This window comes from Sphingobium sp. Ant17 (assembly GCF_000588875.1).
GTDB lineage: Bacteria > Pseudomonadota > Alphaproteobacteria > Sphingomonadales > Sphingomonadaceae > Sphingobium.
In genome coordinates this window covers 13,362-33,740 of sequence record NZ_JEMV01000048.1, presented here as the reverse complement: position 1 = coordinate 33,740, position 20,379 = coordinate 13,362, and the positions used below count along the sequence as shown (strand labels likewise).

16 protein-coding genes and 4 pseudogenes are annotated in these 20,379 nt (G+C 61.1%); 11 read left to right on the top strand and 9 right to left on the bottom strand.

What is annotated here, in order from left to right; genetic code table 11:
* Positions 1 to 159, bottom strand: a pseudogene (locus tag BF95_RS29525) (IS110 family transposase); the annotation flags it as partial.
* A gap of 375 nt (positions 160 to 534) precedes the next feature.
* On the opposite strand from BF95_RS29525, the gene BF95_RS18115 reads away from it, so the two are divergent.
* Positions 535 to 759, top strand: coding sequence for a hypothetical protein (locus BF95_RS18115; RefSeq protein ID WP_037473628.1), 225 nt, complete (start codon positions 535 to 537; stop codon positions 757 to 759).
* A gap of 75 nt (positions 760 to 834) precedes the next feature.
* Here BF95_RS18115 and BF95_RS26570 read toward each other — a convergent pair.
* Together BF95_RS26570 and BF95_RS25710 are read right to left on the bottom strand one after the other, a co-directional pair.
* Positions 835 to 1,033, bottom strand: a pseudogene (locus tag BF95_RS26570) (IS3 family transposase); the annotation flags it as partial.
* A gap of 10 nt (positions 1,034 to 1,043) precedes the next feature.
* Positions 1,044 to 1,739 carry a TetR/AcrR family transcriptional regulator gene (locus tag BF95_RS25710; RefSeq protein WP_051520099.1) on the bottom strand — a complete coding sequence of 232 codons (696 nt, stop codon included), beginning with the start codon at positions 1,737 to 1,739 and terminating at the stop codon, positions 1,044 to 1,046.
* A 450-nt stretch (positions 1,740 to 2,189) separates the two neighbouring features.
* Between BF95_RS25710 and BF95_RS18100 the strand changes: the two genes are divergently transcribed.
* Genes BF95_RS18100 through BF95_RS18080 form a run of 5 tightly spaced genes read left to right on the top strand, consistent with a single transcriptional unit; the run spans position 2,190 to position 6,435 of the window.
* Complete coding sequence (locus BF95_RS18100; RefSeq protein ID WP_043153184.1) at positions 2,190 to 3,299, top strand: hypothetical protein; 1,110 nt, start codon at positions 2,190 to 2,192, stop codon at positions 3,297 to 3,299.
* A 15-nt stretch (positions 3,300 to 3,314) separates the two neighbouring features.
* Complete coding sequence (locus BF95_RS25705) at positions 3,315 to 4,172, top strand: helix-turn-helix transcriptional regulator (protein ID WP_051520098.1); 858 nt, start codon at positions 3,315 to 3,317, stop codon at positions 4,170 to 4,172.
* A gap of 33 nt (positions 4,173 to 4,205) precedes the next feature.
* Positions 4,206 to 4,859, top strand: coding sequence for a glutathione S-transferase family protein (locus tag BF95_RS18090; RefSeq protein ID WP_051520097.1), 654 nt, complete (start codon positions 4,206 to 4,208; stop codon positions 4,857 to 4,859).
* On the top strand, positions 4,856 to 6,094 hold the full coding sequence (locus BF95_RS18085) for an aromatic ring-hydroxylating oxygenase subunit alpha (protein ID WP_037473622.1): 1,239 nt from the start codon (positions 4,856 to 4,858) through the stop codon (positions 6,092 to 6,094). Before BF95_RS18090 ends, BF95_RS18085 begins: the two co-directional genes overlap by 4 nt.
* Positions 6,091 to 6,435 carry a hypothetical protein gene (locus BF95_RS18080; RefSeq protein ID WP_037473621.1) on the top strand — a complete coding sequence of 115 codons (345 nt, stop codon included), beginning with the start codon at positions 6,091 to 6,093 and terminating at the stop codon, positions 6,433 to 6,435. The genes BF95_RS18085 and BF95_RS18080 overlap by 4 nt, the downstream gene beginning before the upstream one ends.
* On the opposite strand, the gene BF95_RS18075 is transcribed toward BF95_RS18080, so the two are convergent.
* From BF95_RS18075 to BF95_RS29515, 6 genes are all read right to left on the bottom strand, one after another.
* Positions 6,427 to 6,816: a DUF4345 family protein gene (locus BF95_RS18075; protein ID WP_037473619.1), complete on the bottom strand. Its 390-nt coding sequence runs from the start codon at positions 6,814 to 6,816 to the stop codon at positions 6,427 to 6,429. The two genes, BF95_RS18080 and BF95_RS18075, sit on opposite strands and share 9 nt — an antisense overlap.
* The gene (locus BF95_RS18070) at positions 6,813 to 9,044 is read right to left on the bottom strand and encodes a molybdopterin-dependent oxidoreductase (RefSeq protein ID WP_200867002.1); all 2,232 of its coding nucleotides are present in this window, start codon (positions 9,042 to 9,044) and stop codon (positions 6,813 to 6,815) included. The genes BF95_RS18075 and BF95_RS18070 overlap by 4 nt, the downstream gene beginning before the upstream one ends.
* Positions 9,045 to 9,056: 12 nt before the next feature.
* Positions 9,057 to 11,465 carry a TonB-dependent receptor gene (locus BF95_RS18065; RefSeq protein ID WP_043153178.1) on the bottom strand — a complete coding sequence of 803 codons (2,409 nt, stop codon included), beginning with the start codon at positions 11,463 to 11,465 and terminating at the stop codon, positions 9,057 to 9,059.
* Between the two features lie 143 nt (positions 11,466 to 11,608).
* Positions 11,609 to 12,814: a cytochrome P450 gene (locus BF95_RS18060; RefSeq protein ID WP_152542803.1), complete on the bottom strand. Its 1,206-nt coding sequence runs from the start codon at positions 12,812 to 12,814 to the stop codon at positions 11,609 to 11,611.
* A gap of 38 nt (positions 12,815 to 12,852) precedes the next feature.
* Positions 12,853 to 14,148 carry a TonB-dependent receptor domain-containing protein gene (locus tag BF95_RS29520; protein ID WP_235209845.1) on the bottom strand — a complete coding sequence of 432 codons (1,296 nt, stop codon included), beginning with the start codon at positions 14,146 to 14,148 and terminating at the stop codon, positions 12,853 to 12,855.
* Between the two features lie 80 nt (positions 14,149 to 14,228).
* Positions 14,229 to 15,320, bottom strand: a complete 1,092-nt coding sequence (locus BF95_RS29515; protein ID WP_235209844.1) for a TonB-dependent receptor — start codon at positions 15,318 to 15,320, stop codon at positions 14,229 to 14,231.
* Positions 15,321 to 15,587: 267 nt separating this feature from the next.
* On the opposite strand from BF95_RS29515, the gene BF95_RS18050 reads away from it, so the two are divergent.
* The 5 genes and pseudogenes from BF95_RS18050 to istB all read left to right on the top strand — a co-directional run bounded on the left by BF95_RS18050 (position 15,588) and on the right by istB (position 20,163).
* Positions 15,588 to 15,959 carry a hypothetical protein gene (locus BF95_RS18050; RefSeq protein ID WP_037473612.1) on the top strand — a complete coding sequence of 124 codons (372 nt, stop codon included), beginning with the start codon at positions 15,588 to 15,590 and terminating at the stop codon, positions 15,957 to 15,959.
* A pseudogene (locus BF95_RS18045) lies at positions 15,956 to 16,788 on the top strand (ferredoxin--NADP reductase). Before BF95_RS18050 ends, BF95_RS18045 begins: the two are co-directional and overlap by 4 nt.
* Positions 16,789 to 16,949: 161 nt before the next feature.
* Positions 16,950 to 17,634: pseudogene (locus BF95_RS26565) on the top strand (IS3 family transposase); the annotation flags it as partial.
* A gap of 214 nt (positions 17,635 to 17,848) precedes the next feature.
* A complete protein-coding gene (gene istA, locus BF95_RS18035; RefSeq protein ID WP_043153177.1) occupies positions 17,849 to 19,354 on the top strand; it encodes an IS21 family transposase in 1,506 nt (501 codons plus the stop codon).
* Positions 19,354 to 20,163, top strand: a complete 810-nt coding sequence (istB, locus tag BF95_RS18030; RefSeq protein WP_043153175.1) for an IS21-like element helper ATPase IstB — start codon at positions 19,354 to 19,356, stop codon at positions 20,161 to 20,163. The genes istA and istB overlap by 1 nt, the downstream gene beginning before the upstream one ends.
* Positions 20,164 to 20,379 lie beyond the last annotated feature (216 nt).

The following is a 20,379-nucleotide window of genomic DNA, read 5'->3' as shown; positions in this document are numbered from 1 at the left end:
GAATACCACCCGCTCCGCATGCGGGGCGTGTTTGCGGACTATCTGCGCCAGGATCTGGGGATCCGATGCGCACTTGCCGCGCCAGATCCGTTTTCCATCCTGACGAATGGAGATCGCGGTATCTTTTAGTGAAACGTCAAAGCCTATATACTGTTTCATGGTTGCTCTCCGTGCGATGCTTGGGCCCGGTGCCAATCGTGAGCCCGTTTTTCCATCATATCGGGGGGCAACCACCCCTGTCAGCTATATCAAAATGCTGATGCCCGGGACGAATCGCGCCGCGATTATCCCATGTTTTGTTCCGTGAGCTTGTCGCTGCCTGACGTTTCCCCTGGCTGGTATGAACAGATCAGAGAAGGGGTATCAGACGAAGGACGGAGTAAAGGCGGAGGACACCGGTCGCCTTCTTGATGTTCACGTTAAAGCCGTGAGCCTTGAACAGATGGAGATCGCACGGCTGGAGGCCGAGCTGGTGCGAGTGCGCATGGAGAGCCACATTCTAAAAAACAGCGGTAGACTCGCGAGGGAGCCGCGGTGAGGTATGCCTTGATCCGGCGACATGGTGGCACCTGGCCGATCGTGGTGCAGTGCCGTGTTTTGCAGGTCAGCGCTAGCGGCTATCGTCATCACAGATTGCAGCAAGCCACCGATATTGGCCCAAAGCAGCCGCACCGTCTGCTCAGCGATGCGGCCTTGGCGGTGCATATCAAGGCGGTCTTCGCCGGGATGAAGGATGCCTATGGCTGGCCAATGATTTGAGGTTTTCGGTCGTCAGAACATTCAGCACACTTCGCGGCATAAATTAGCGGAGTGGTGGCCTCGTGTGGGGTAGGTTTAGGGGGCGAGCTTGCGGTGTTGCAAGCGCCGATGCTCGATGGTCTGCCGCTTGAACCTTTCGCGCTGCTTAATGATGGCTGGGCCCCCTGCCAAAGTAGGCGTCGGCGGACGTCACGTTGCTCAGGCTCTTTTGATACCTCTGATGGTTGTAGTGCTCAACGAAGGCCTCGATCTGCGCCTCAAGGTCGCCCGGCATCCGTCAATTATTAATGTGTCGGCTCCCACGTAGCCTGCCAACGGCAGATCAATGCTTCGACGATATCACGCAGTATGATACAGCCATCTGGGAAATCATCATGATCGCTTCCCCGCGGTAAAAGTACGGCCCCTGATATAGACGCCATCAGGGCACCTACTGCCGATTGAATGTTCGAATTCTGGTGCGAACTGGGTGCCATTACGGAGCTGACCGCCTGTTCGAAAAAGGCATGGATGCGCGCTGCCGCGGGTGCAGTATCACGAATGGGAGCGCCATTCTGCGTGCCAGCGGTGTCGAACCAGAACAGGAACAAGCTATTCATGCCGAAGGCGGCGATCTGGTCGCGTGAAAAATCGAAGGCCCGATCGGCAACGGCGATCAGGCGCTTTTCCGCGTCGTCATATGTGGCGAATTCCATCTCTAGCCTATCAGCGAAATTGTCCAATTCGCTGTCACGGATCGCGAGAAACAGTGAATCGCGATCCGCAAAATACCGATACACGACACCGGAGGAATAGCCGGCATGGCGGGCAATTCCACGGAGCGATATCGGTCCAGAGGGCTTGGCCAGCAGCAGATGACGTCCCGCGTCAATCAATGCTTGCCGCACATGATCCTTAGCCTCTGCGCTGCGCGCCCGACGAGGTGATGCCGTGGTGCCAGCGACTAGAATATCTTGGTGGCCCTTAGCATTGCTCTCCATTGCGCGCTTTCCTGTCCGATGTCGGGTGCTGAATAGCGCAATCACGGCGCATTGCCTCGCGATAAATTCGCTTGAATGAACAGCGTTACCCTATTATGATAACGCTGTTCACATAAAGATTGCATCCGCGTTGCGGTGTGACGAACATGCATGAGGATGCCTGGTGACCGACCAGCCGAATTTGATAGCTGAGCAAAATGTCCAGCGCTGGATCGAAGCGACGATGGGCGATATTGTCGCCATGGATATCCTGCCGGGATGGCGCCCGGCGTGGAACGTATCGGTCCGCACGCCGGAGGGCGTAATCCATATCCATATTCGCGGCGGTCGCGGTGCGGGCCAGGAAACGCAGCCGTTGCGCGTAGAACATGATGTCTTGCGGTTGCTGGCGGACGAGGCATCGCCGTACCGCATATCCATGGCTGGTGCGACAACCCCGCGGCGATTGCCATGGAGCGCATCGACGCGACGGCTTTCGCGGGCGGCGCCGACCGCGACGCAAACCTGCATCGGCTGGTCAGCGATTATATGGCGATCATGGCGTCCGTTCACCGGATCGATACAGTAAAGGCCGCAGGGATCGGATTGCCACAACCGCAAAGCCCGCAAGCCATTGCGCTCGCCTATTTTGATGATGCGGATCAACAGTATCAAAGCCATCGCGATGGTCCCGATTCATTGATCGCCTTTCTACGTAAATGGGTGCTGGGCAATCTTCCGCTGCATCGCACGGAAACGGCGCTGCTGATCGCCGACGCGCCGCAGTTTTTTCATGATGGGGACAGGATCACCCATATTTATGATCTGGAACTGGCGCATTTAGGCGACCCTATGGCGGACATAGCATCAATCAGGGTGCGCGACATCAACGAACCGATCGGCGATCTGACGTCGTTGTTGCAGCGCTATGTCGTGGAAAGCGGTAACCCGATCGACTGGGTGGCGCTCGATTTTCACACCATCGCGTCTTTCCTTGCTGTGCCGATGCGGATGGAGTCGCCACTCCGCACGCAGCGCCAATTGCCTGCCTATGTCGAATATCTGTCCTGGGATCTTGGCTGTAGGCGCGCTGCTTTGGACATATTGGCGCAGGTGCGCAGCGTCGATCTGACACCTGTCGCCGATCTTGTAACCGTCGAAAAAGCGACCGACATCATTTATGATAATTTGGTCGCGAGTTGTACCGATCTGCCAGCGGCGCGCGGACGATTGCGCGAACCTCCAGCCTTATCGCTCGCCCGCTATGTACAGCGCCTCGACGCCATCGGCCACGAGATTGCGCGCCGCGATCGATCGGAGGCAGAGCAGTTGCTGGGCCAAAGTTTCGCAAGCGCGGCAGCGGCCGAGGCGACGCTGGAACAATATGTGCTGGCCGCCGGGCCAGATAAGGAAGCCGATCTGATCGGCCTGTTCCATCGCCGCACGATGCGCGCGCTGCAATTGCTGCGTGGCTACCCTGGACCCATCGTGAATAGAGCGCCCGGCCCTATCGATCGGCTGGCTTTTTCCGATCCGCCTTCGACGAATGTCATGGCGCACGATTCGGCCACCCATATCTAGAAAGAGGATAGGCGCATGGAGCAGGAGCAGGCTTTCAGGGGTGAAATGCTCTATACCGGAATGCTGGAAGGCGCGCTGGTGGACCCGGATTATTCGGTACGGGTCGACAATGTCCGATGGTCGAAGCCTGGCGAAGCAACAATCCTGTCGGATCAATTCTTCCTGGAATGGCTAATGTACCGGGAGGATGATATCGAATGCGCACGTCCGGGGCGCAACTTCGTGACGTCTCATGCCGTCATCCTCGTGCCGCCAGGGCAGGCGGTGCGGACCCGCTGGAACAGCGGCCGCCTTCGGACCATATCCTGTAGCTTTCGATCCGAATTACTGGCTGACTATCCCGAATTGCTATCGTTCCTCTCTAGTCTCGACGGGGACCATCAGTTCAATCTCGATAGCCCGTTCCTCCAGGCCGGCCTGACCCGTATCGCTGACGAGGTCGTCACGCCGGGCCTCGACAGCGGGTTCATGGTCCGGTCGCTACTGTTCGCCATTTGCGGCGAGATACGCCGGGCGACGCTGGGGCAACCGGTGCCGCAGAAGTGCGACGGCACCCTTTCGCCCGGCCAGATGACGATGTTGCGGCAGGTTTTGCATGAAAGCGGCAAATTGCCCACGGTGGTCGATCTGGCACAGCATTGTGGCGTGACGTCGCGTGCCTTGTCACCGCTGGTGAAGCGCGCCACGGGCGTTACGCTGCGCCATTATATCGCACGGGAGCGACTGAACCGCGCCAAGGCGTTGCTCGACGACCAGAAATTGATGGTCAAGCAAGTCGCCTATTCCTGCGGCTTTGCCAGCGCAGCGGCGTTTACGGCCGCCTTTCGCAAGACGACGGGCATGACGCCGGTCGAGTATCGGACGCGATGCTGATCGGCTCCTTCTCCAGATTGAAAGTCACCGACAATGCTGACCGTACATCACCTCAACGACTCCCGCGCCCAGAAGACGATATGGCTGCTCGAAGAACTGGGCTTGCCCTATGATCTGGTGCCTTATCAGCGGCATCAGGTATCGATGATGGCACCGCCCGCGCTCAAGGCGCTGCATCCGGTCGGCAAATCGCCGATGATCGAGGATGAGGGACGGATCGTCATCGAATCGGGCGCGATTACGGAGCATATCATCGAGCGGCATGGCGATGGTCGATTGGCGCCAGTGCCCGGTACGGATGCGCATGAACGGTATCGGCAATGGCTCTATTATGCGGTGTCGTCCGGCATGAACCCGATCATGATAAAGGTCTATGCCCGCGCCTTTGGTCTGGATGGCAGTCCGATCGATGAAGCAGCCAATGTCGAACTGGCTAAGGCGCTGACCTATATCGACGATGCGTTGGCCGACGGTACGTTTCTTCTCGGCGAGGATTTTTTTGCTGCCGATATCCAGATGAGCTTCATCCCGGAAATCGCGCAAACGCTGATGCCGATCGACGCCTATAGCCATATCGTGACTTGGCTGGACAGGCTGCATGGCCGTCCCGCGTTCCGGCGGAGCATCGAGCGAGGCGGCGACTATAGACTGGCGGGCAAGGCGGGACTGCGGGAGCCAGTTGCATGACCAATATATTGTCGGCCACGCCGGACGGCGGTTTCGATCTGGGACATGGCGTGATGCAGCCGGACGCCGCGATCCTGCGCGATGGTCGTGTAGCGGCGGACAGCTTCTGGAGCGAGGCCCAACATGCGGCCGAGCGCGACGCGATATACCGCCGATGCTGGCTTTTTATGGTCCGGGCGGAGGACGTGCCGGAACCAGGCGATTATGTGGTCCGCGATGTCGAAATTTGCGGCGTGTCGGTGCTGATCGTGCGGGGTAGGGACAAGGTGCTGCGCGCATTCCACAATGTCTGTCGCCATCGCGGGATGCCGGTCGCCGATGCCCCCTGCGGCAAGGCAGAGGCATTTCGCTGCCCCTATCATAGCTGGACCTTCCGCCTGGACGGCAGCTTGAAGGCCATCCCCAACCAGCGACGCTTTCCGGCTCTGGATGCGGGCGACCTGGGGTTGGCGCCGATCGCGATCGACATATTTGCAGGGTTCGTGTTCATCAATCTCGATCCGCTGTCGGCCTTGTCGCTCCCGGCGTTTCTAGGCGGCATCGCGCCGCTGCTGGAGGCGACGACGCTGGCCCCCTTCACCCACCGGGACAGCCTGTCGTACGAAGTCGCGGCCAACTGGAAGGCGGGGCTGGATCCGCAATATGAAGGCTATCATGTCGGCACTGTCCACGCGCTGACGATCCGCGAAATATCGGTGACGCCTGCCAACCCCTTTTCCGAATTCCGTAAGATGGCCTTTGCCGGGCCGCACGCGGCAGGCTGGTCGCAGGGTAATCCGAGTTGGCGACCACGCGCCGACCGGATCGTCCAGTCCTTTGCGGTGCAGGCGATGGGGGCATTGGCGGGACGTGTGGCTGGCGAGGGCTACCCAAGCGCTGAGACACCGGCGTCGCTGGCGATATTTCCCAATTTCATGATCCATCCCGGCGCAGGCGGCTGGTTCACGCAGCAGCATTGGCCGCTGACGGCGCAGAGTCATCGCTGGACAGCGCATTATTATTATCATGCCCCCATCACGGCCAGCGAACGCTTCGCGATCGCTCAGGCCACTACATTCGGGCGGGATTCGGGGATGGAGGATTTCATGGTGATGGCGCGGCAGCAAAAGGGGCTGGCGTCCGGCGCGACCGAAAGTTTCTATTATGGCGAGGCGGAAATGTTGCCCCGCCACCGCGCGGCGGTAATCCGATCCGTTTTGAACGGCGCGCGGGCCGATATGAGGAGCGCCGCATGAGTGCCAGCCTGCCCGCGGCCTTTGCCGATCTGGAACCGTTCGCCCATTCGTGGATCGGACTGGAGACGATGGAAAGCCGCTATCGCGCGCGACAGGACATCCCATTCGATGCGCTGAAGCAGTTTTACGATGCTGCCGCCCCCCGACTGGCCGACATCATGGCGCATCTGGATGCGTTCGGATCGGACACTCTGCCATCGGCTGAAGCGCGGCTCTATCGCGTGGCGCTGGGGCTGGTGGAGGCGGCGCAGGCGGTGGAGTTTTTCGCCGCTGCCCGCCTGCCCGGCGCGCCCTATCCGCACACTGTCGCCGTGGGCGGCCAGGCCGCGCTATCAGACTGAGGATATAGGGGCGGTCCGGCTCGCGGCGATCAGGATGAGCGCCGCCACGACTTCCGATCCGATCGACGCCGAGAGGATCGGGGCATAGCCGTCCATCGCGATCGATATGATCCGCGCGACGACGAAGCCTGCAAAGATCACACCCACCGCGAGAAAAAGGGGTTGCCGAAAACGCGGCGTGCCAAGACCATAGAGGATCAACCCGCCCATGGCCCAGAACGAGCCAGCGTAAATAGCGCGGGCTTCGTTCAGGCCGGCCACGCCCCTAGGGTCCAGCGCGGTCATATCGGTAATGGCGGTTGTTGCGACCAGGGCGTAAATGCCGAAGGCGATAAGCGCGAAACCGATCACGCCGGACAAGGCTCCCAATATCTTGCTCACGCAGTTGCTCCCATTGTTTCGCAGGGTTGAAGGTCGGCCTTGCGGACCTGAACCGGAATGCCGTTCAGCACAGCATTGCCCGAAATGACGTCGACCATCATGCCGGGACTAAGGATATTGGTGTTGGCCCCGGCGTGCGCCTGGGCAATCGCGATTTGTGTCTGTGGATCGCGATGCCCCCAGCCGTGCGGCATCGACACCACGCCGGGGCGGATGTCGTCGTCAATCTCCAGCGGTACATGGATTTCACCCGATGCAGAGGTCAGCGCGACCATATCGCCATTGGCCAACCCATGAGCGGCGGCGTCGATGCTGTGCATTTGCAGGGTGCAGCGATCCTTGCCTTTCACCAGCGTATCGATGTTGTGCATCCAGCTGTTGAGCGAGCGGAGATGGCGACGGCTGACCAGGACGAGCGAGGGATTGTTGGCGACCAAGGCCCGCTCCAGCCGGGGAAGATCGGACAGGATGAGGGCGGGCGTGAGGTCGATCTTGCCGGACGCGGTTTCAAACCCCTCATGCGCGCGAGGGATGGCGGGCGCGACGATCAGGCCGTCTGGTTCGTCACGGAAACTGTCGAGTGTCAGGCCGCCCGCTACCGTGCCGAAGCGATCGCCGAATGGGCCGGTTCGAATTGCCAGGTCCAAAATGCGATCCGGCCCACGGTTAGGCAGCGCCATGATCGCCATGTCGGGATCGATCCCGCGCCCGGTGGCGAGTGCGCGGAAATAGCCATCGTCCATGGCGTCGATATCGGCACTTGGTTGCCCACCGATGATCGCGCCGACGCGCGCGACGACGCGCCAATGGTCCGGGCGATCGGTAACTGGAAAGATCGGTGGCGAATAATGGCCGCCGCTGGTCAGGCAGAAGACCCAGGACCACATGTCATAGTGCGCGCTTTCCAGGAAGGATGGGCTGGGCAGGATCACATGGGCGTGTCGAGTCGTTTCGTTGAGATAATTGTCCAAGCTGACCATGCATTCCAGCAGCGGCAGCGCCTCGGCAAGCTTGCCCGAATCCGGCGCGCTGAGCGCTGGATTGGCGGCGAAGGTCAGCAGCCCCTTGATCTGGCCCGGTCCGGGCGTCGCGATCTCTTCGGCCATGCAGGAAGCGGGGAACTGGCCCAGCACCGCAGGAACGCCGCGCACCCGGCTCTTGCCCATGACGACCGGCATATCGGCAGGCAGCGTCGCCAGCATGTCCACCAGTGGTGCGACCGGGCGGCTCCACATGCTGCCGCCCTGCCGGTCCAGATTGCCGGTCAGGATAGCCAGCACGTCGATCATCCAGGACGCCAGCGTGCCAAACGTCTGGGTGCAGGTGCCGATGCGGCCATAGATGGCGGATCGTTCGGTGCGGATCAATTCGTCGGCCAGGTTTTCGATGACGATGGCGTCGATGCCGCAATGATGGGCGACCCATTGGGGGCTGAACCCGGTGACGATCTCCCGCAGCGTCTCCAGCCCATCGACCAGCCCATCAAGGTGCCGCAACCGCACGGCGTCGCGGGCGAACAGGACATGCGCGATGCCCAGCATGAAGGCTGCGTCGCTACCGGGTTTCAGACCGATCCACTGGTCGGCCGATCGCGCCGTCTGGGTGCGGACCGGATCGATCACGATGACTCGCCCGCCGCGGGCGCGTAAATCCCGCATCGCGCCCATCACGTCGCGATGGGAAAAGATGCTGCCCTTCGATGCTGCCGGATTGCCGCCGAAGATGACGAACAGGTCGGTATGGTCGAGATCGGGAATGGGGATTTTCCATTCATTGCCGAACATCAGCATGGCCGACAAATTCTTGGGGTGCTGATCGACCGTGCCAGACGAATAGACCTGTTGAATGCCCGACGTCGCCAGCATCAGCCCCGAATAGCGCGACAGCGTGGCGTCCTTGCCCGCCATATTGCCGCCATAGGCCGCGAACGCATGGGGGCCGTGGCGCTCGCGCACTCCATCGACCAACGTCTCCAGACGATCGAACGCGGCTTCCCACGAAGCGCTTTTCCACTCGCTCCCGTCGCGTATCATCGGCGTGCGTAGCCGGTCGGGATCATGATGGAGCGCGCCCAGCGTCGTGCCCTTGGGGCAGATATGGCCCAGGCTCCAGCGATCCTTCTTGTTGGGGCGGACGGTCGCCGCTCGTCCGCCCTCCACGGTCACGGTAACCCCGCACATCCCCTCGCACAGGGGGCAGGTGCGGTGCTGTACGCCGTCGTGGGTCATCGTCATGCTGTCCTAGCTGCCAAATCGATAGGTGAGTTGGAGACCGTAGGTGCGCGGATCGCCATAATAGACGGTGCTGGCCGGAAAGGAACTGAGCAGCACGGCCGGGCCGATCGGATATTGTTTGTCGAACAGGTTGCGGACATAGGCCGCGATGCTGATGCCGCGCCCGCCAATGTCGCTCAACTCCAGGCGGCTGTTGACGACATCATAGCCGGGCAGTTGCTGACCAAACTGCGCGTCATAGGCCGATGTGTGATAGAGGTCGGCGTTGAAGGCGAGTTCCCCCTCCATCGGACGGATCGGCAGCACGGCGCGTAAAGCGGCTGTCCCCGAGAATTTGGGGGTGGGGAGCGTGACTTCATTCTTGGTCAGCGTCAGCGGGCCGAACGGCTTTACGTCATCGACCTTCTGATCGACATAGGCACCGCCAAAGCTGAACGTCAGCCAGGGCGCTGGCTCGATCACGAGTTCGGCCTCTATGCCGCGCACGGTCGCGTTGGATGCGTTGATGGCGAGCGAGGTCCGGGTCGGCTGATCGGGTGCCGTCGGCGGAATGCCGAGCGGGCGGACGTTGAAGAATTGCAGCGCGTCCTTATACTTCGTTTGGAACGCCGATACGTTGAAGCGGCCTTTCATAGCGCCCGCGCGCCAGTTGAGCTTCATACCCAATTCGACGTCGGTCACCTGTTCCTGCTTCACCTCCTGGTAAGGTCGCAGGTCAGGGCAATTGACCCCGCCCAGGCACGCGCCGACGCCGCCCGTCGTGAACGGCGTTTCGAACAGCGGCGTGTTGACATTGACGCCGCGAATGCCGCGCCGGGACGTAACATAGAGGAACAGGTCGTCGGTTGCCTGATAATCCAGCCCCACGGTCCAGGTCGCGTAATCGCCCTTATTCTTCACGATGCCGGTGCCGTCGGGCAAGCCAAGCGCTGCCTGATCGGCGCATTGCTGCTGGCTGAGCGCCCCTGCGAGGCTGTTGCCTGCGCACGCCTTGACCTTGTCCCAGGTGTAGCGCGCGCCTGCGTTGGCGGTCAGCTTGTCGGTGATCTTGAACCCCAGCTGCGCGAACAGGGCGAAGCTGCTGTTGGTATAGTGCGACGTGCTGTAATTCACCGCCGGGCCATAAAGGTCGATGAAGCTGAACTGCTGCGGGAAATTGACGTTGGTGCCGGTGGGCTCGTCCTTGCTGTAAAAGGCACCCGCAATCCAGTTGAGGCGGCCCATGTCGCCCAGCACCTGAAACTCGTCGGTGAGGAAGGATTTATTTGCTTCGGCGCCGGTGTGATAGATGACAAGCCGTCCTTGAGGACCGATCAACTGGCGGGTGCCCTGGGTATTGACGAATTGATAATTATAGACGTCGCGATAGCCGAAAATGTTGCGGATGGTGACGTCGCCCAGTTCCAGACTGGTGGTATTGGTGATGCCCCAGATCCGGCGATCGGCCGCAACTTTCAGGCCGCTACCATCGTTGACCAGTTCGTTAGTGACCTTGTAGGGACCGTTGGCCTGTTGCTGCGCAAACAGGCTGGCAAGATCCGCTTCGTAGACAGCTGCGTCGGCGGGCGCGAAGCCGAAGCCGCCGACCAATATACCTGACAGCACACCGGCATTGTAGCGATTGGGCACTTCGGCGGCGGGCTTTTCCCGCGCGCGGAAATAATCGAAAACCAGCGTGTTGGTCAGATTTTCGGTAGGCTGGAGTAGCAACGACGCGCGAAAGCTCAACTGGTTGGTGTCGTCCAGGTCGGGATTGCCGGATGTCAGGTTCTTCGTCCGGCCGTCACGGTTGCGATACTGTGCAGCAATGCGAAGCGCCGCCACATCTTTGGCCAACGGCACGTTGAGCGCGCCCTCCAATTCCTTATAATCGAAATTCCCATAGCCGGCCTGGATATAGCCTTCGGTGTCGAAGGTCGGCTTTTTCGAATTGACCAGCACCGCCCCGCCGATGGTGTTGCGCCCGAACAATGTGCCCTGCGGCCCCTTCAGCACCTGAATATTGGCCAAGTCGAACGTCGGAATATTGCCGCCCTCCTTGGACAGGGGCACATCGTTGAAATAGGCGACGATAGCGGGCACCCCTTCGCCGATCGGTAATTGACCAAGGCCGCGCAACGACAGCGTCGGCTGGTTCTTGCCGCCCTCCTGCGAGAAACGGAAGCCGGGTGTGAGCGTGGCGACATCGCTCAGATCCTGGACCGATTTCTGCTCCAGCATCTCGGCGGAGATGGCGGTGATCGATACCGGCACCGACTGAAGCGATTCCTCGCGACGGCGTGCGGTCACGACGATATCCTGTAGCCCGCTATTGACCGAAGGCTGGTCGGCAGGCTGCTGTGCCAAGGCCGGTACGGCGGTCGCGAACAGGGCCAGCGCGCTGGTGGCAAGCACCTGGCATTTGACGGATCTCATAGCTTCATCTCCCCTTGGGCACCTTCTGTGTCGATCCATGGATCGCCTGTGGTGCTCAGGTGCAAACTAGGGCAGCCGCCGCCGGGGCACGACCGCCTTTGCTATCGCTCGTTGCAAAGACGCTATCGCTGAGCGCGCCATACCTATCTGGCCCAGACCAGTGGAAGCGATTCCACATGGATGATGTTGCTGAGATAGAAGGGCACATCGAACCCCGGTTGCACTGTAAAAGCCGGCAGGGCGGCGAGCATTTCCTGCATGGCGATCTGTAGCTCGCGCCGGGCAAGATGTGCGCCGAGGCAGCGATGTGGGCCATAGCCGAAGGTCAGATGCGAAGGGCGGCGGTCGAAACGGATGTGCGTCGGGGCCTCGAACGCTTCGGGATCGTTCGATCCCAAAGGGGTCGACATCGCAACCCGGTCACCCGCGCGGATCGTGACATCGTGCAGCATCACGTCTTTGGTGCAGATGCGGAAGGTCGTGACAGCGGCATAAGCGCGCAGCAACTCCTCGATGGCTACGGTGGCACCCGCCGGATTTTGCCGCAGGGCATCCTGATCGGCCGGATGGGTCGCGAGATGCTGGAAATGCAGGCCGATATTCGCCGACACCGTATCCAGCCCGCCCAGATACAGATTGAAGCAATGGCCGAACACCTCTTCGGGCGTCCATTTGCGCCCTTCATATTCCAGTTGGAGCGCGATGCTTATCAGGTCGTCGCCGGGCCTTTTGCGACGATCTTCGATGGCGTTGAGCAGATAGGCCTTGACCGCGCGCGTGCCCTTGACCCGATCTTCCATGTCGTCGGTGTGTAACAGGGAAAATTCCCAATCGAGAAACTGCTGCATCTCCTCCTGCGGCAGGCCGAGCAGGTCGAGGAAGATCGACACCGGAAAGGGGATGGCGAAATCCCGGACGAAATCGCATTCCCCCCGGTCCTTGAACCTGTCGATATATTCCCGCGCGCGCAGCCGCACCTTGCCGTCCAGTTCGCCCATCCGCTTGGGCGAAAAGACGGGATTGAGCGCATTGCGAAAGCCGGTGTGTCGGGGCGGGTCGAGTTCGGTCGGGATGATGTCCCAGCTTTCGCCGATCCCGGCGGCAAAGCCGGTGTTGCCGCGTTTCCCGAAACTATCAGTGTCGGCATAGATTTTCCGCAGGTCTTCCGCGCGCCGCACTACCCAGCCTGGCTGACGCCCCGGAAACACGTCGGTGCCGTAGAAGATCGGCGGGCCTTCATGCAGTCTGGGAATGATGTCGGTATAGGGATTGACCGTGGTCGTCCGACGCGGCGTAAGCGCAAAGGGCATCACGAGTTCGCGCGGAACATTGTCGGGAAGGTCGATCACGAGCAGCCTTTCTTGTCCAGGTTTCGATCGGGCACGCTTTATTGTGCGCCGAAACGATAGCGCATACCAATGCCGACCACGCGGGGGTCGCCCGCATAGTCGACAGCTATGCCCAGGCCGCCGGTCTGGTAGAGATCGGAAAAGCGGCGGCTGAGATATTTTTTGGCTGTCAGGTTGCGGCCATAGACATAGAGTTCGATATTCGGATCGTTGAGCTGATAGGCGATGCGGCCGTTGAGCAGGCCATATCCTGCCGTTTCACCCAACGCATTTTCCTGCGCGTAGGCGGCTTTGACCGCAGCGGTCTGCTGGTCCGACGCCACCACCGGGTTGAAATGCTGCTTGCCGACATAGGCGTAATTGACGTGCAGGATCAGGTCGCCGGTCGACAGGGCGATGGTCTGGGTCGCGCCGATGCTGAACTGGATCTTGGGCAGCTGCGTCAGCGCGCGACCGCTGAGGTCGACAGTGCAGTCGTAGCGCGGGACGCCGGCGGCGGTCGGCGGCGCGGCGGCGCATCCTGTCAGCGGCGTGGCGCTGGTGATCCGCTGCACTTCGGAAATGCTCCCCGCCTTATATTTGCCGTCGAGCAGCGAGAGATTGCCCGAAATCTCCATGCCCGACCATGGCGCCGCCACGACCTCGAACTCAGCCCCCCAGACGCGGGTGTCGCCGTTATTCTGGGTATATTGGGTGACGCCGACCCCCGGTGCTACGGCATTGACGATCACCTGCGCATTGCTTTTCCAGGTGTGGAACAGCGCGACATTGGTGCGCAGCCGATTGTCGAGCCAGCTTGCCTTGATGCCGCCTTCGACGTCCTTGACCTTTTCCGGCGAGAAGGCGGGAAGCGACCCGGCGCGTATGTTGAAGCCCCCCGCCTTAGCTGCGCCGCGCGTGGCAACATAGAGGAAGATGTCGTCGCTCGCCTGCCAGTCTAGCCCCAGGTTCCAGGCGGGATAGGAAAAATTCTTCGCCTGGGTCTGGTTGCATTGCGTGGCCGTTGGCGTCTGGTCCGGGTTGACCAGATTACAGTTCACGCCGAACGGCGTGCCCGCGACGGGCGCATTGGGGGCAAGGCCCAGCACCTGCTGGTTGTGCAGGACAACCTCACGCCCGTCCCAGGTGTAGCGGAAGCCGCCCACTGCACGCACGCTGTCAGTCAGATTATAATAGAGTTGCGCATAGGCGCCCTTGGTCGTGTTCTTCGCGTCGCCGAAGCTGTTGCGGATTAGCCCGCCAAAAATCTGCGACTGGGAATATTCAAAACCTGTTTCGCGCGACGCATATCCGCCCAGAATGTAGCTCAATTGATCCGTGATATTGCCGGACATTTGAAGTTCCTGCGAATAGGATTCCGAATGCGCGCCGCCGAATACGGCAAGGACGGGGGATGGCGATCCATCGAGATCGATCAGACGTCGGAATCCGAATAGCGATAGGCGGTGATCGATTTGAGCTTGTGCTCGCCAATGTCGATGTTGACTACACCGGAAAAGCCATAGGCAACCAGCTTGTCGAAAGGCAACTGGCTGTATTTGGCCTGGATGTCGGCAGGCAGCGTGGCGAAGGTCGGGTTGGTCGTGGGCCGCGTCAGCCCACCTGCATAGGTCGTGTACCAATTGTCCTCCGTGTGAATCGCGCTGGCCAGGCCGGGCGCAAAGGCTGCCAGCGGCCCCTGAAACGACAGCGGGTTGAACCCGGCGGTCTGGGCAAGCTGGCCCATGTCCGTTATCTTGTTATAATCGCCGCTCAGGGTGACGTCGAACCCGTCATTTTCATATTTCAGCTTGCCGCGCAGGAAATGGCTTTTCTGATCGCCCACGTCGCGGTTCAGCCGGGCATTGTAGCCATAGCCGTTGCGATCATGGAAATCATAGACGACACGCGCGGCCAGGCCCTCTGCCAGCGGCACGTTCAAAACGGCTTCAACATCCCGATAGGCATAATTGCCGACCTCGCCCTTCAGGCTGGCTTCCAGCCGATCGACAGGATCCTTGGACAGAATGTTGATCGCGCCGCCCGTCGTGTTGCGACCAAACAGCGTGCCCTGCGGACCACGTAGCACCTCGAGCCGCTGGAGATCGTGCAGATCGGTCAGGCCCTGCGAAGGCCGGGCGATATAAACGCCGTCAATATAGGTCGCGACCGCCGGATCGTTGGCGATCAGCGGCTGGAGATTGCCTTGGCCGCGGATCGACACGAATGCGAAGCCGGACGTCGAGGCAGAGCCGGTCGATATGACGACGCTGGGCGCGACACGCTGCACGTCCTGCACGCTGACGATCTGCGCGCGCTGAATCGCGACAGCGCCCAATGCCGTGACGGCCAGCGGGGTGGTTTGCAGGCTTTCCTCGGTCCGCCGCGCGGTGACGACGATATCCTGAATGCCGCTGAACTGTTCCTGCGCCGCTTCCTGTGGTGCGACTTGCCCCCGCGCAGGCTGAGCCATCGCGACAGGCAGGCCCGACAGCATCGTCGCCACCATCAGTTTGGACGTTTTCATCATTCTCTCCCACATATCTTTATTGATGGCGGACAGGCGACATTTCGATGGGATGACAACCTACCTTAGGAAAGGGTGGCACGGTTCATCGATAGTGAAACGCGGGTCGGCGATAGCCGCGCCGCTTCCGCGTCACATGATTGTTGCGAAACGATAGCCTATTGCATTCCGGCGATAGCTTGTCGCCTTGCCCGCCCTTTCTCCCATGGTCAGAGATCGTTCCAGCAATCAGAACAGCGGCTGCGGGCCGCTAAAAAGGACATACAGATGGCAACGCTCGACGCAGACCGGATCGAAGCATTTCTCCGGCATCAACTTGATATGTTCAATCAGGGTCAGCGTGACGACTTCATCGCCGCCTACCGTGACATCGCGCCAGGCGGGCTGCTGATCGATGACCCGGTGGGTAGCGATCGTCAGGAGGGGCTGCACCTGATCGGGGAATTGTTCGACCGCTATGTCGGCTGGAAGCTGACATTTGTCGAACTGATCGTGAACGGGCATGAGGCCGCGGCCTGCGTACGGAACGAAGGCATGATGAATGGCCATCCCGTCACAGTGCACAGCCTTGAGACATATCATTTCGGCGAGGACGGCACCTTCCTGGCCCGCTATTTCCATCCGGCGATGTCGGCATGACCGCCTCGGACCAACTCGCGATACACAGCGACAAGATAGAACTGACCGCGACCAGCGCCCTGTCGGTCGAGACTGTCCTGAAAGTCCGCCATTGGAACGACCGGTTGTTCAGCTTTTCGGTGACACGCCCGGCGAGCTTTCGGTTTCGGTCCGGCGAGTTTGTCATGATCGGACTCGCGGGCGAGGGTGGCAAACCGCTGTTGCGCGCCTATTCGGTGGCCAGCCCTGCCTATGCCGAGGAACTGGAATTTCTGTCGATCAAGGTGGAGGACGGCCCCCTGACGTCGCGATTGCAGAATATCCGGCCCGGTGACCAGATATATCTTGGGCGCAAGCCCACGGGCACATTGGTGACTGACGCGCTGTTGCCTGGCAACCGGCTGTTGCTGCTGTCGAGTGGCACCGGGCTGGCGCCGTTCCTCAGTCTGATCCGCGACCCCGACGTCTATGAACGCTATGAGCGCGTGGTCGTCGTCCACAGCGTCAGGCAGGCAAACGACCTGGCGTTTCGTGCGGAACTGGAATCCGGCCTGCAGGATGATCCGCTGGTATCGGAACCGGCAATGGTGCAACTATCCTATCTGCCCACGGTCACGCGCGAAGCCTTTACTTGCAACGCGCGTATCACAACGATGATCAAAGATGGCAGCCTGTTCGCGCAGGTTGGACTGAGTGGTGCGCCGCTCTCGGTCCAGACCGATCGCATCATGCTATGTGGCGGCATGGCCATGATCAAGGATATCGCTCGCCTGCTGGATGCGCGGGGCTTTATCGAAGGTCCAACGCGAAGCCGGGCGATTATGTGATCGAACGAGCCTTTGTCGGTTAATAACGGCGGGATGCTGGTCACTTGCCATTTTTATAGATGGGCTTCAGATCGGCCTAGCCTCGGCTCGGCGGGCATCAGAGGTGGCCTGGGAAATCTGGACATTGAGATGAGTGGATTTTCTGCCTGACGGCGGCCAGGATGGCCGCGTGACAGGAGTAGAAATGAGCAAACGACCACGCCGGAATCACAGCCCGGCTTTCAAGGCGAAGGTAGCATTGGCTGCCGTGAAGGGGGAGAAGACGCTGGCCGAGTTGGCGCAGCAGTTTGACGTGCACCCAAACCAGATCACGACGTGGCGTAGCCAGTTGCTGGAGGGCGCGGCCGGGGTATTTGATTCGGACAATGAGTCGGCAACGGCCGAGCCGGCGATTGACGTGAAGACGCTGCACGCCAAGATCGGCGARYTTGACGCTGGYGAACGATTTTTTTGKCMGGGCGCTCGGGAAGGCSGGWCTGTTGCCGAGCGCAAARCGATGATCGAYCGTTCGCACAGCWYTGCCGTTGGCGCGGCARGCSCGGGARCTGGGGATCAGCCGGGGCAGCRTYTATTAYCTGCCCAGACCGGTGCCGCCTGCCGATCTCGCCATCATGCGGCGGATCGACGAGTTGCACCTGGAATTTCCGTTCGCGGGTAGTCGGATGCTGCGTGATCTTCTGCGGCAGGAAGGCATCGAGATCGGCCGCCAGCATGTCGCCACGCTGATGAAGAAGATGGCGATCGAGGCAATCTACCGTCGCCCGAACACATCGAAGCCGACCCCTGGGCACAAGATCTACCCTTACTTGTTGCGTAAACTGCCGATCGTGCGGCCCAATCAGGTCTGGGCAACGGACATCAGCTACATTGCGCGGCGACAACTACGATGGCCGGTTGAGCGGCGACTATGATGGCCGGTAGGATCGGTTGTCTGGTCTGATCGTAGGGAGGGGCGCAGCCCCGACCGGAGAGCGGACCAGACAACCGGTGGCGATCTTTTTCCCCTTCTTTCGGGGGGCAGATCGGGGCTGTGGCGGGCGGTGGTATCGGAACACTCATCGAACAACGAGCGATGGGTTTGCGATGCCGGGCCACCACATTTCCGATCAGCAGGTATTTCTCTTCATGACCCATCGTCGCCAACACACCCAGGCCGTCGCGGCTGCCAAGGCCGGTATCAGCGARCGCAGCGCACGCCGGATCGAGAACGATCCGCAGCTTCCGTCCCAGAAGAAGAAGGAGCGCCAYTGGCGCACCCGCGCCGATCCGCTCGAGCCATTCTGGCCACGCGTCGAGGAGTTGCTCCAGATCGACGGTATCATTGCCGTCACGGTCTTCGAGACGCTCCAGGACGAGTTCGGCGAGGATGCTGTTCCCGATGCGATACGACGAACACTTGAACGCCGGATCGCCCGCTGGCGGGCACTGCACGGCGGCGAGAAGGAGATCTTCTTCCCGCAGCATCATGAGCCCGGTCGGCAGGGCCTGTCGGATTTCACGGTATGCGACAGTCTCAAGGTCACCGTTGCCGGCGAGACCCTAGCCTATCGCCTCTACCACTTCCGCTTGGCGGCGAGTGGCTGGGAGCATGCGGCTGTCGTGCTGGGCGGGGAGAGCTTTGCCGCCCTTTCGGAGCACCTGCAGGATGCGTTGTGGAAGCTGGGCGGTGCGCCGGCCGAACACCGCAGCGATTCCCTGTCAGCCGCCTACAAAAACCTCGACGCCGATGCGCAGCGGGATTTCACCCGAAGCTATGACGAGCTGTGTCGTCATTACGGCATGCTTGCTACCCGCAACAACCGCGGCGAGGCGCACGAGAACGGATCGATCGAAGGTCCCCATGCCCATCTCAAGCGACGGCTCGATCAGGCCTTACGCCGGCGGGGCAGCCGCGATTTCGTCAGCATCGAGGCCTGGCGCGAGTTCGTTGAGGCGCAGGTCGCCAGACAGAACCGGCGRCATGCTGCGCGCATCGATGCAGAACGCAGGGTACTCAAGGCGCTGCCCGCAAGGCGAACCACCGATTTCGCCATGGTCACCGTCGATGTCACCCGCAACGGCACCGTCGCCATCGATCGGGTTACCTATTCGGTGCCTTCCCGCCTCGTCGGACGGCGCCTCAACGCGCATCTCTTTGACGATCGCATCGAGCTCTTCCTCGGTCCGGACAGGGTAATGTCCACGCCGCGTGTGCGGATCAGTCATCCCCACCGGGGGCATAGCATCGATTTCCGGCACATGATCGGTAACCTGCGCCGCAAGCCCGGTGCACTGCGCAACCTCGTCTACCGCGAAGCCCTCTTCCCCGATCACGCCTACCGGCGGGCCTGGCAAGCCTTCGATGCCCAACTCGATGGACGGCAGGCCTGCCGCGATGCCGTCGCGCTGCTCGATATCGCCGCCAGGGGCGACTGTGTCGACGTGCTGGCCCGGCGGATCGATGAGGCTCTCGACAGCGGGCGCTTGCCCGATGTCGATGCGCTCAGGGACGAGTTCCTGCCAACCGCAAGATCGCAGCGCGATGTCGCTATCCCGCCACCCGATCTGCACAGCTACAACAGCCTGATCGCCAGCGGGGAGGTGCACTGATGACCCGCACCAAGGATCAGGCCGCCGCCGTACTGCCTACCCTGCTGAAGGCCTTGCGCCTGCCGAGCATCAACCGCAACTGGAAGCGCCTCACCGACACCGCCGATCGCGATGGCTGGCCGGCCGCCAACCTGCTGGCCTCGCTTCTCGAGATCGAGATGGCTGATCGCTCCTCCCGGCGCATCCAGCGCCATCGCGACCAGTCCGGCTTGCCCGCAGGCAAGACCTTCGCCACCTTCGATTTCGACGCCGCCCCCGGCATCCGCAAACCGCACCTCTTGTCCCTCGCCGCCGGTGACGACTGGATCGAGAGCGGCGGCAACCTGCTGCTGTTCGGCCAGAGCGGGACCGGCAAGACGCACGCAGTTGCCGCCATTGGTCATGCCCTCATCGACACGGGGCGGCGCGTCCTGTTCTGCTCCACCACCGACATGGTCCAGAAGCTCCAGTCCGCGCGCCGCGACCTCAGCCTRCCCGCCATGCTCGACAAGCTCGACAAGTTCGATCTCATCGTGCTCGACGATCTGTCCTACGTCCGCAAGGACCAGGTCGARACCAGCGCCTTGTTCGAGCTCATCGCCCACCGCTACGAACGCCACTCGCTCGCCATTACCGCCAACCAGCCATTTTCGGCATGGGACAACGTCTTCCCTGATCCCGCTATGACTGTCGCCGCGATCGACCGCCTCGTGCACCACTCGACCATCATCGAGATGAACGGCGAAAGCTACCGCAAACGTTCCGCCGTCGCCCGTATCAACGCCGGCGATTACGACCCGCCGAATGGCGCCCCGGACCGGCCATCATAATTGTCGCTGGCTTCGCGCTCGGGAGCACCCTTGCTGAGGCAACGGGTAATTGTCGCCAGCGGCAATTACATGCCAACCATCCCATGCGCTTCAGACCCTCGCTTCTGGCCAGCGTCAGCGACAATTACCCAGCGTCGTAATTGTCGCTCGACGGTTGCTCCCCGCAACAGCAAATGGTAGCCAGAATTCACCAACCGGCGCGGCCACCTATCGGCC

Excerpts from the sequence above, each read along its gene's own strand:
- BF95_RS25710 (WP_051520099.1), bottom strand. The coding sequence starts at position 1,739 with ATGGAGAGCAATGCTAAGGGCCACCAAGATATTCTAGTCGCTGGCACC.
- BF95_RS18100 (WP_043153184.1), top strand. The coding sequence starts at position 2,190 with ATGGAGCGCATCGACGCGACGGCTTTCGCGGGCGGCGCCGACCGCGAC.
- BF95_RS25705 (WP_051520098.1), top strand. The coding sequence starts at position 3,315 with ATGGAGCAGGAGCAGGCTTTCAGGGGTGAAATGCTCTATACCGGAATG.
- BF95_RS18090 (WP_051520097.1), top strand. The coding sequence starts at position 4,206 with ATGCTGACCGTACATCACCTCAACGACTCCCGCGCCCAGAAGACGATA.
- BF95_RS18085 (WP_037473622.1), top strand. The coding sequence starts at position 4,856 with ATGACCAATATATTGTCGGCCACGCCGGACGGCGGTTTCGATCTGGGA.
- BF95_RS18080 (WP_037473621.1), top strand. The coding sequence starts at position 6,091 with ATGAGTGCCAGCCTGCCCGCGGCCTTTGCCGATCTGGAACCGTTCGCC.
- BF95_RS18070 (WP_200867002.1), bottom strand. The coding sequence starts at position 9,044 with ATGACCCACGACGGCGTACAGCACCGCACCTGCCCCCTGTGCGAGGGG.
- BF95_RS18065 (WP_043153178.1), bottom strand. The coding sequence starts at position 11,465 with ATGAGATCCGTCAAATGCCAGGTGCTTGCCACCAGCGCGCTGGCCCTG.
- BF95_RS29520 (WP_235209845.1), bottom strand. The coding sequence starts at position 14,148 with ATGTCCGGCAATATCACGGATCAATTGAGCTACATTCTGGGCGGATAT.
- BF95_RS29515 (WP_235209844.1), bottom strand. The coding sequence starts at position 15,320 with ATGAAAACGTCCAAACTGATGGTGGCGACGATGCTGTCGGGCCTGCCT.
- BF95_RS18050 (WP_037473612.1), top strand. The coding sequence starts at position 15,588 with ATGGCAACGCTCGACGCAGACCGGATCGAAGCATTTCTCCGGCATCAA.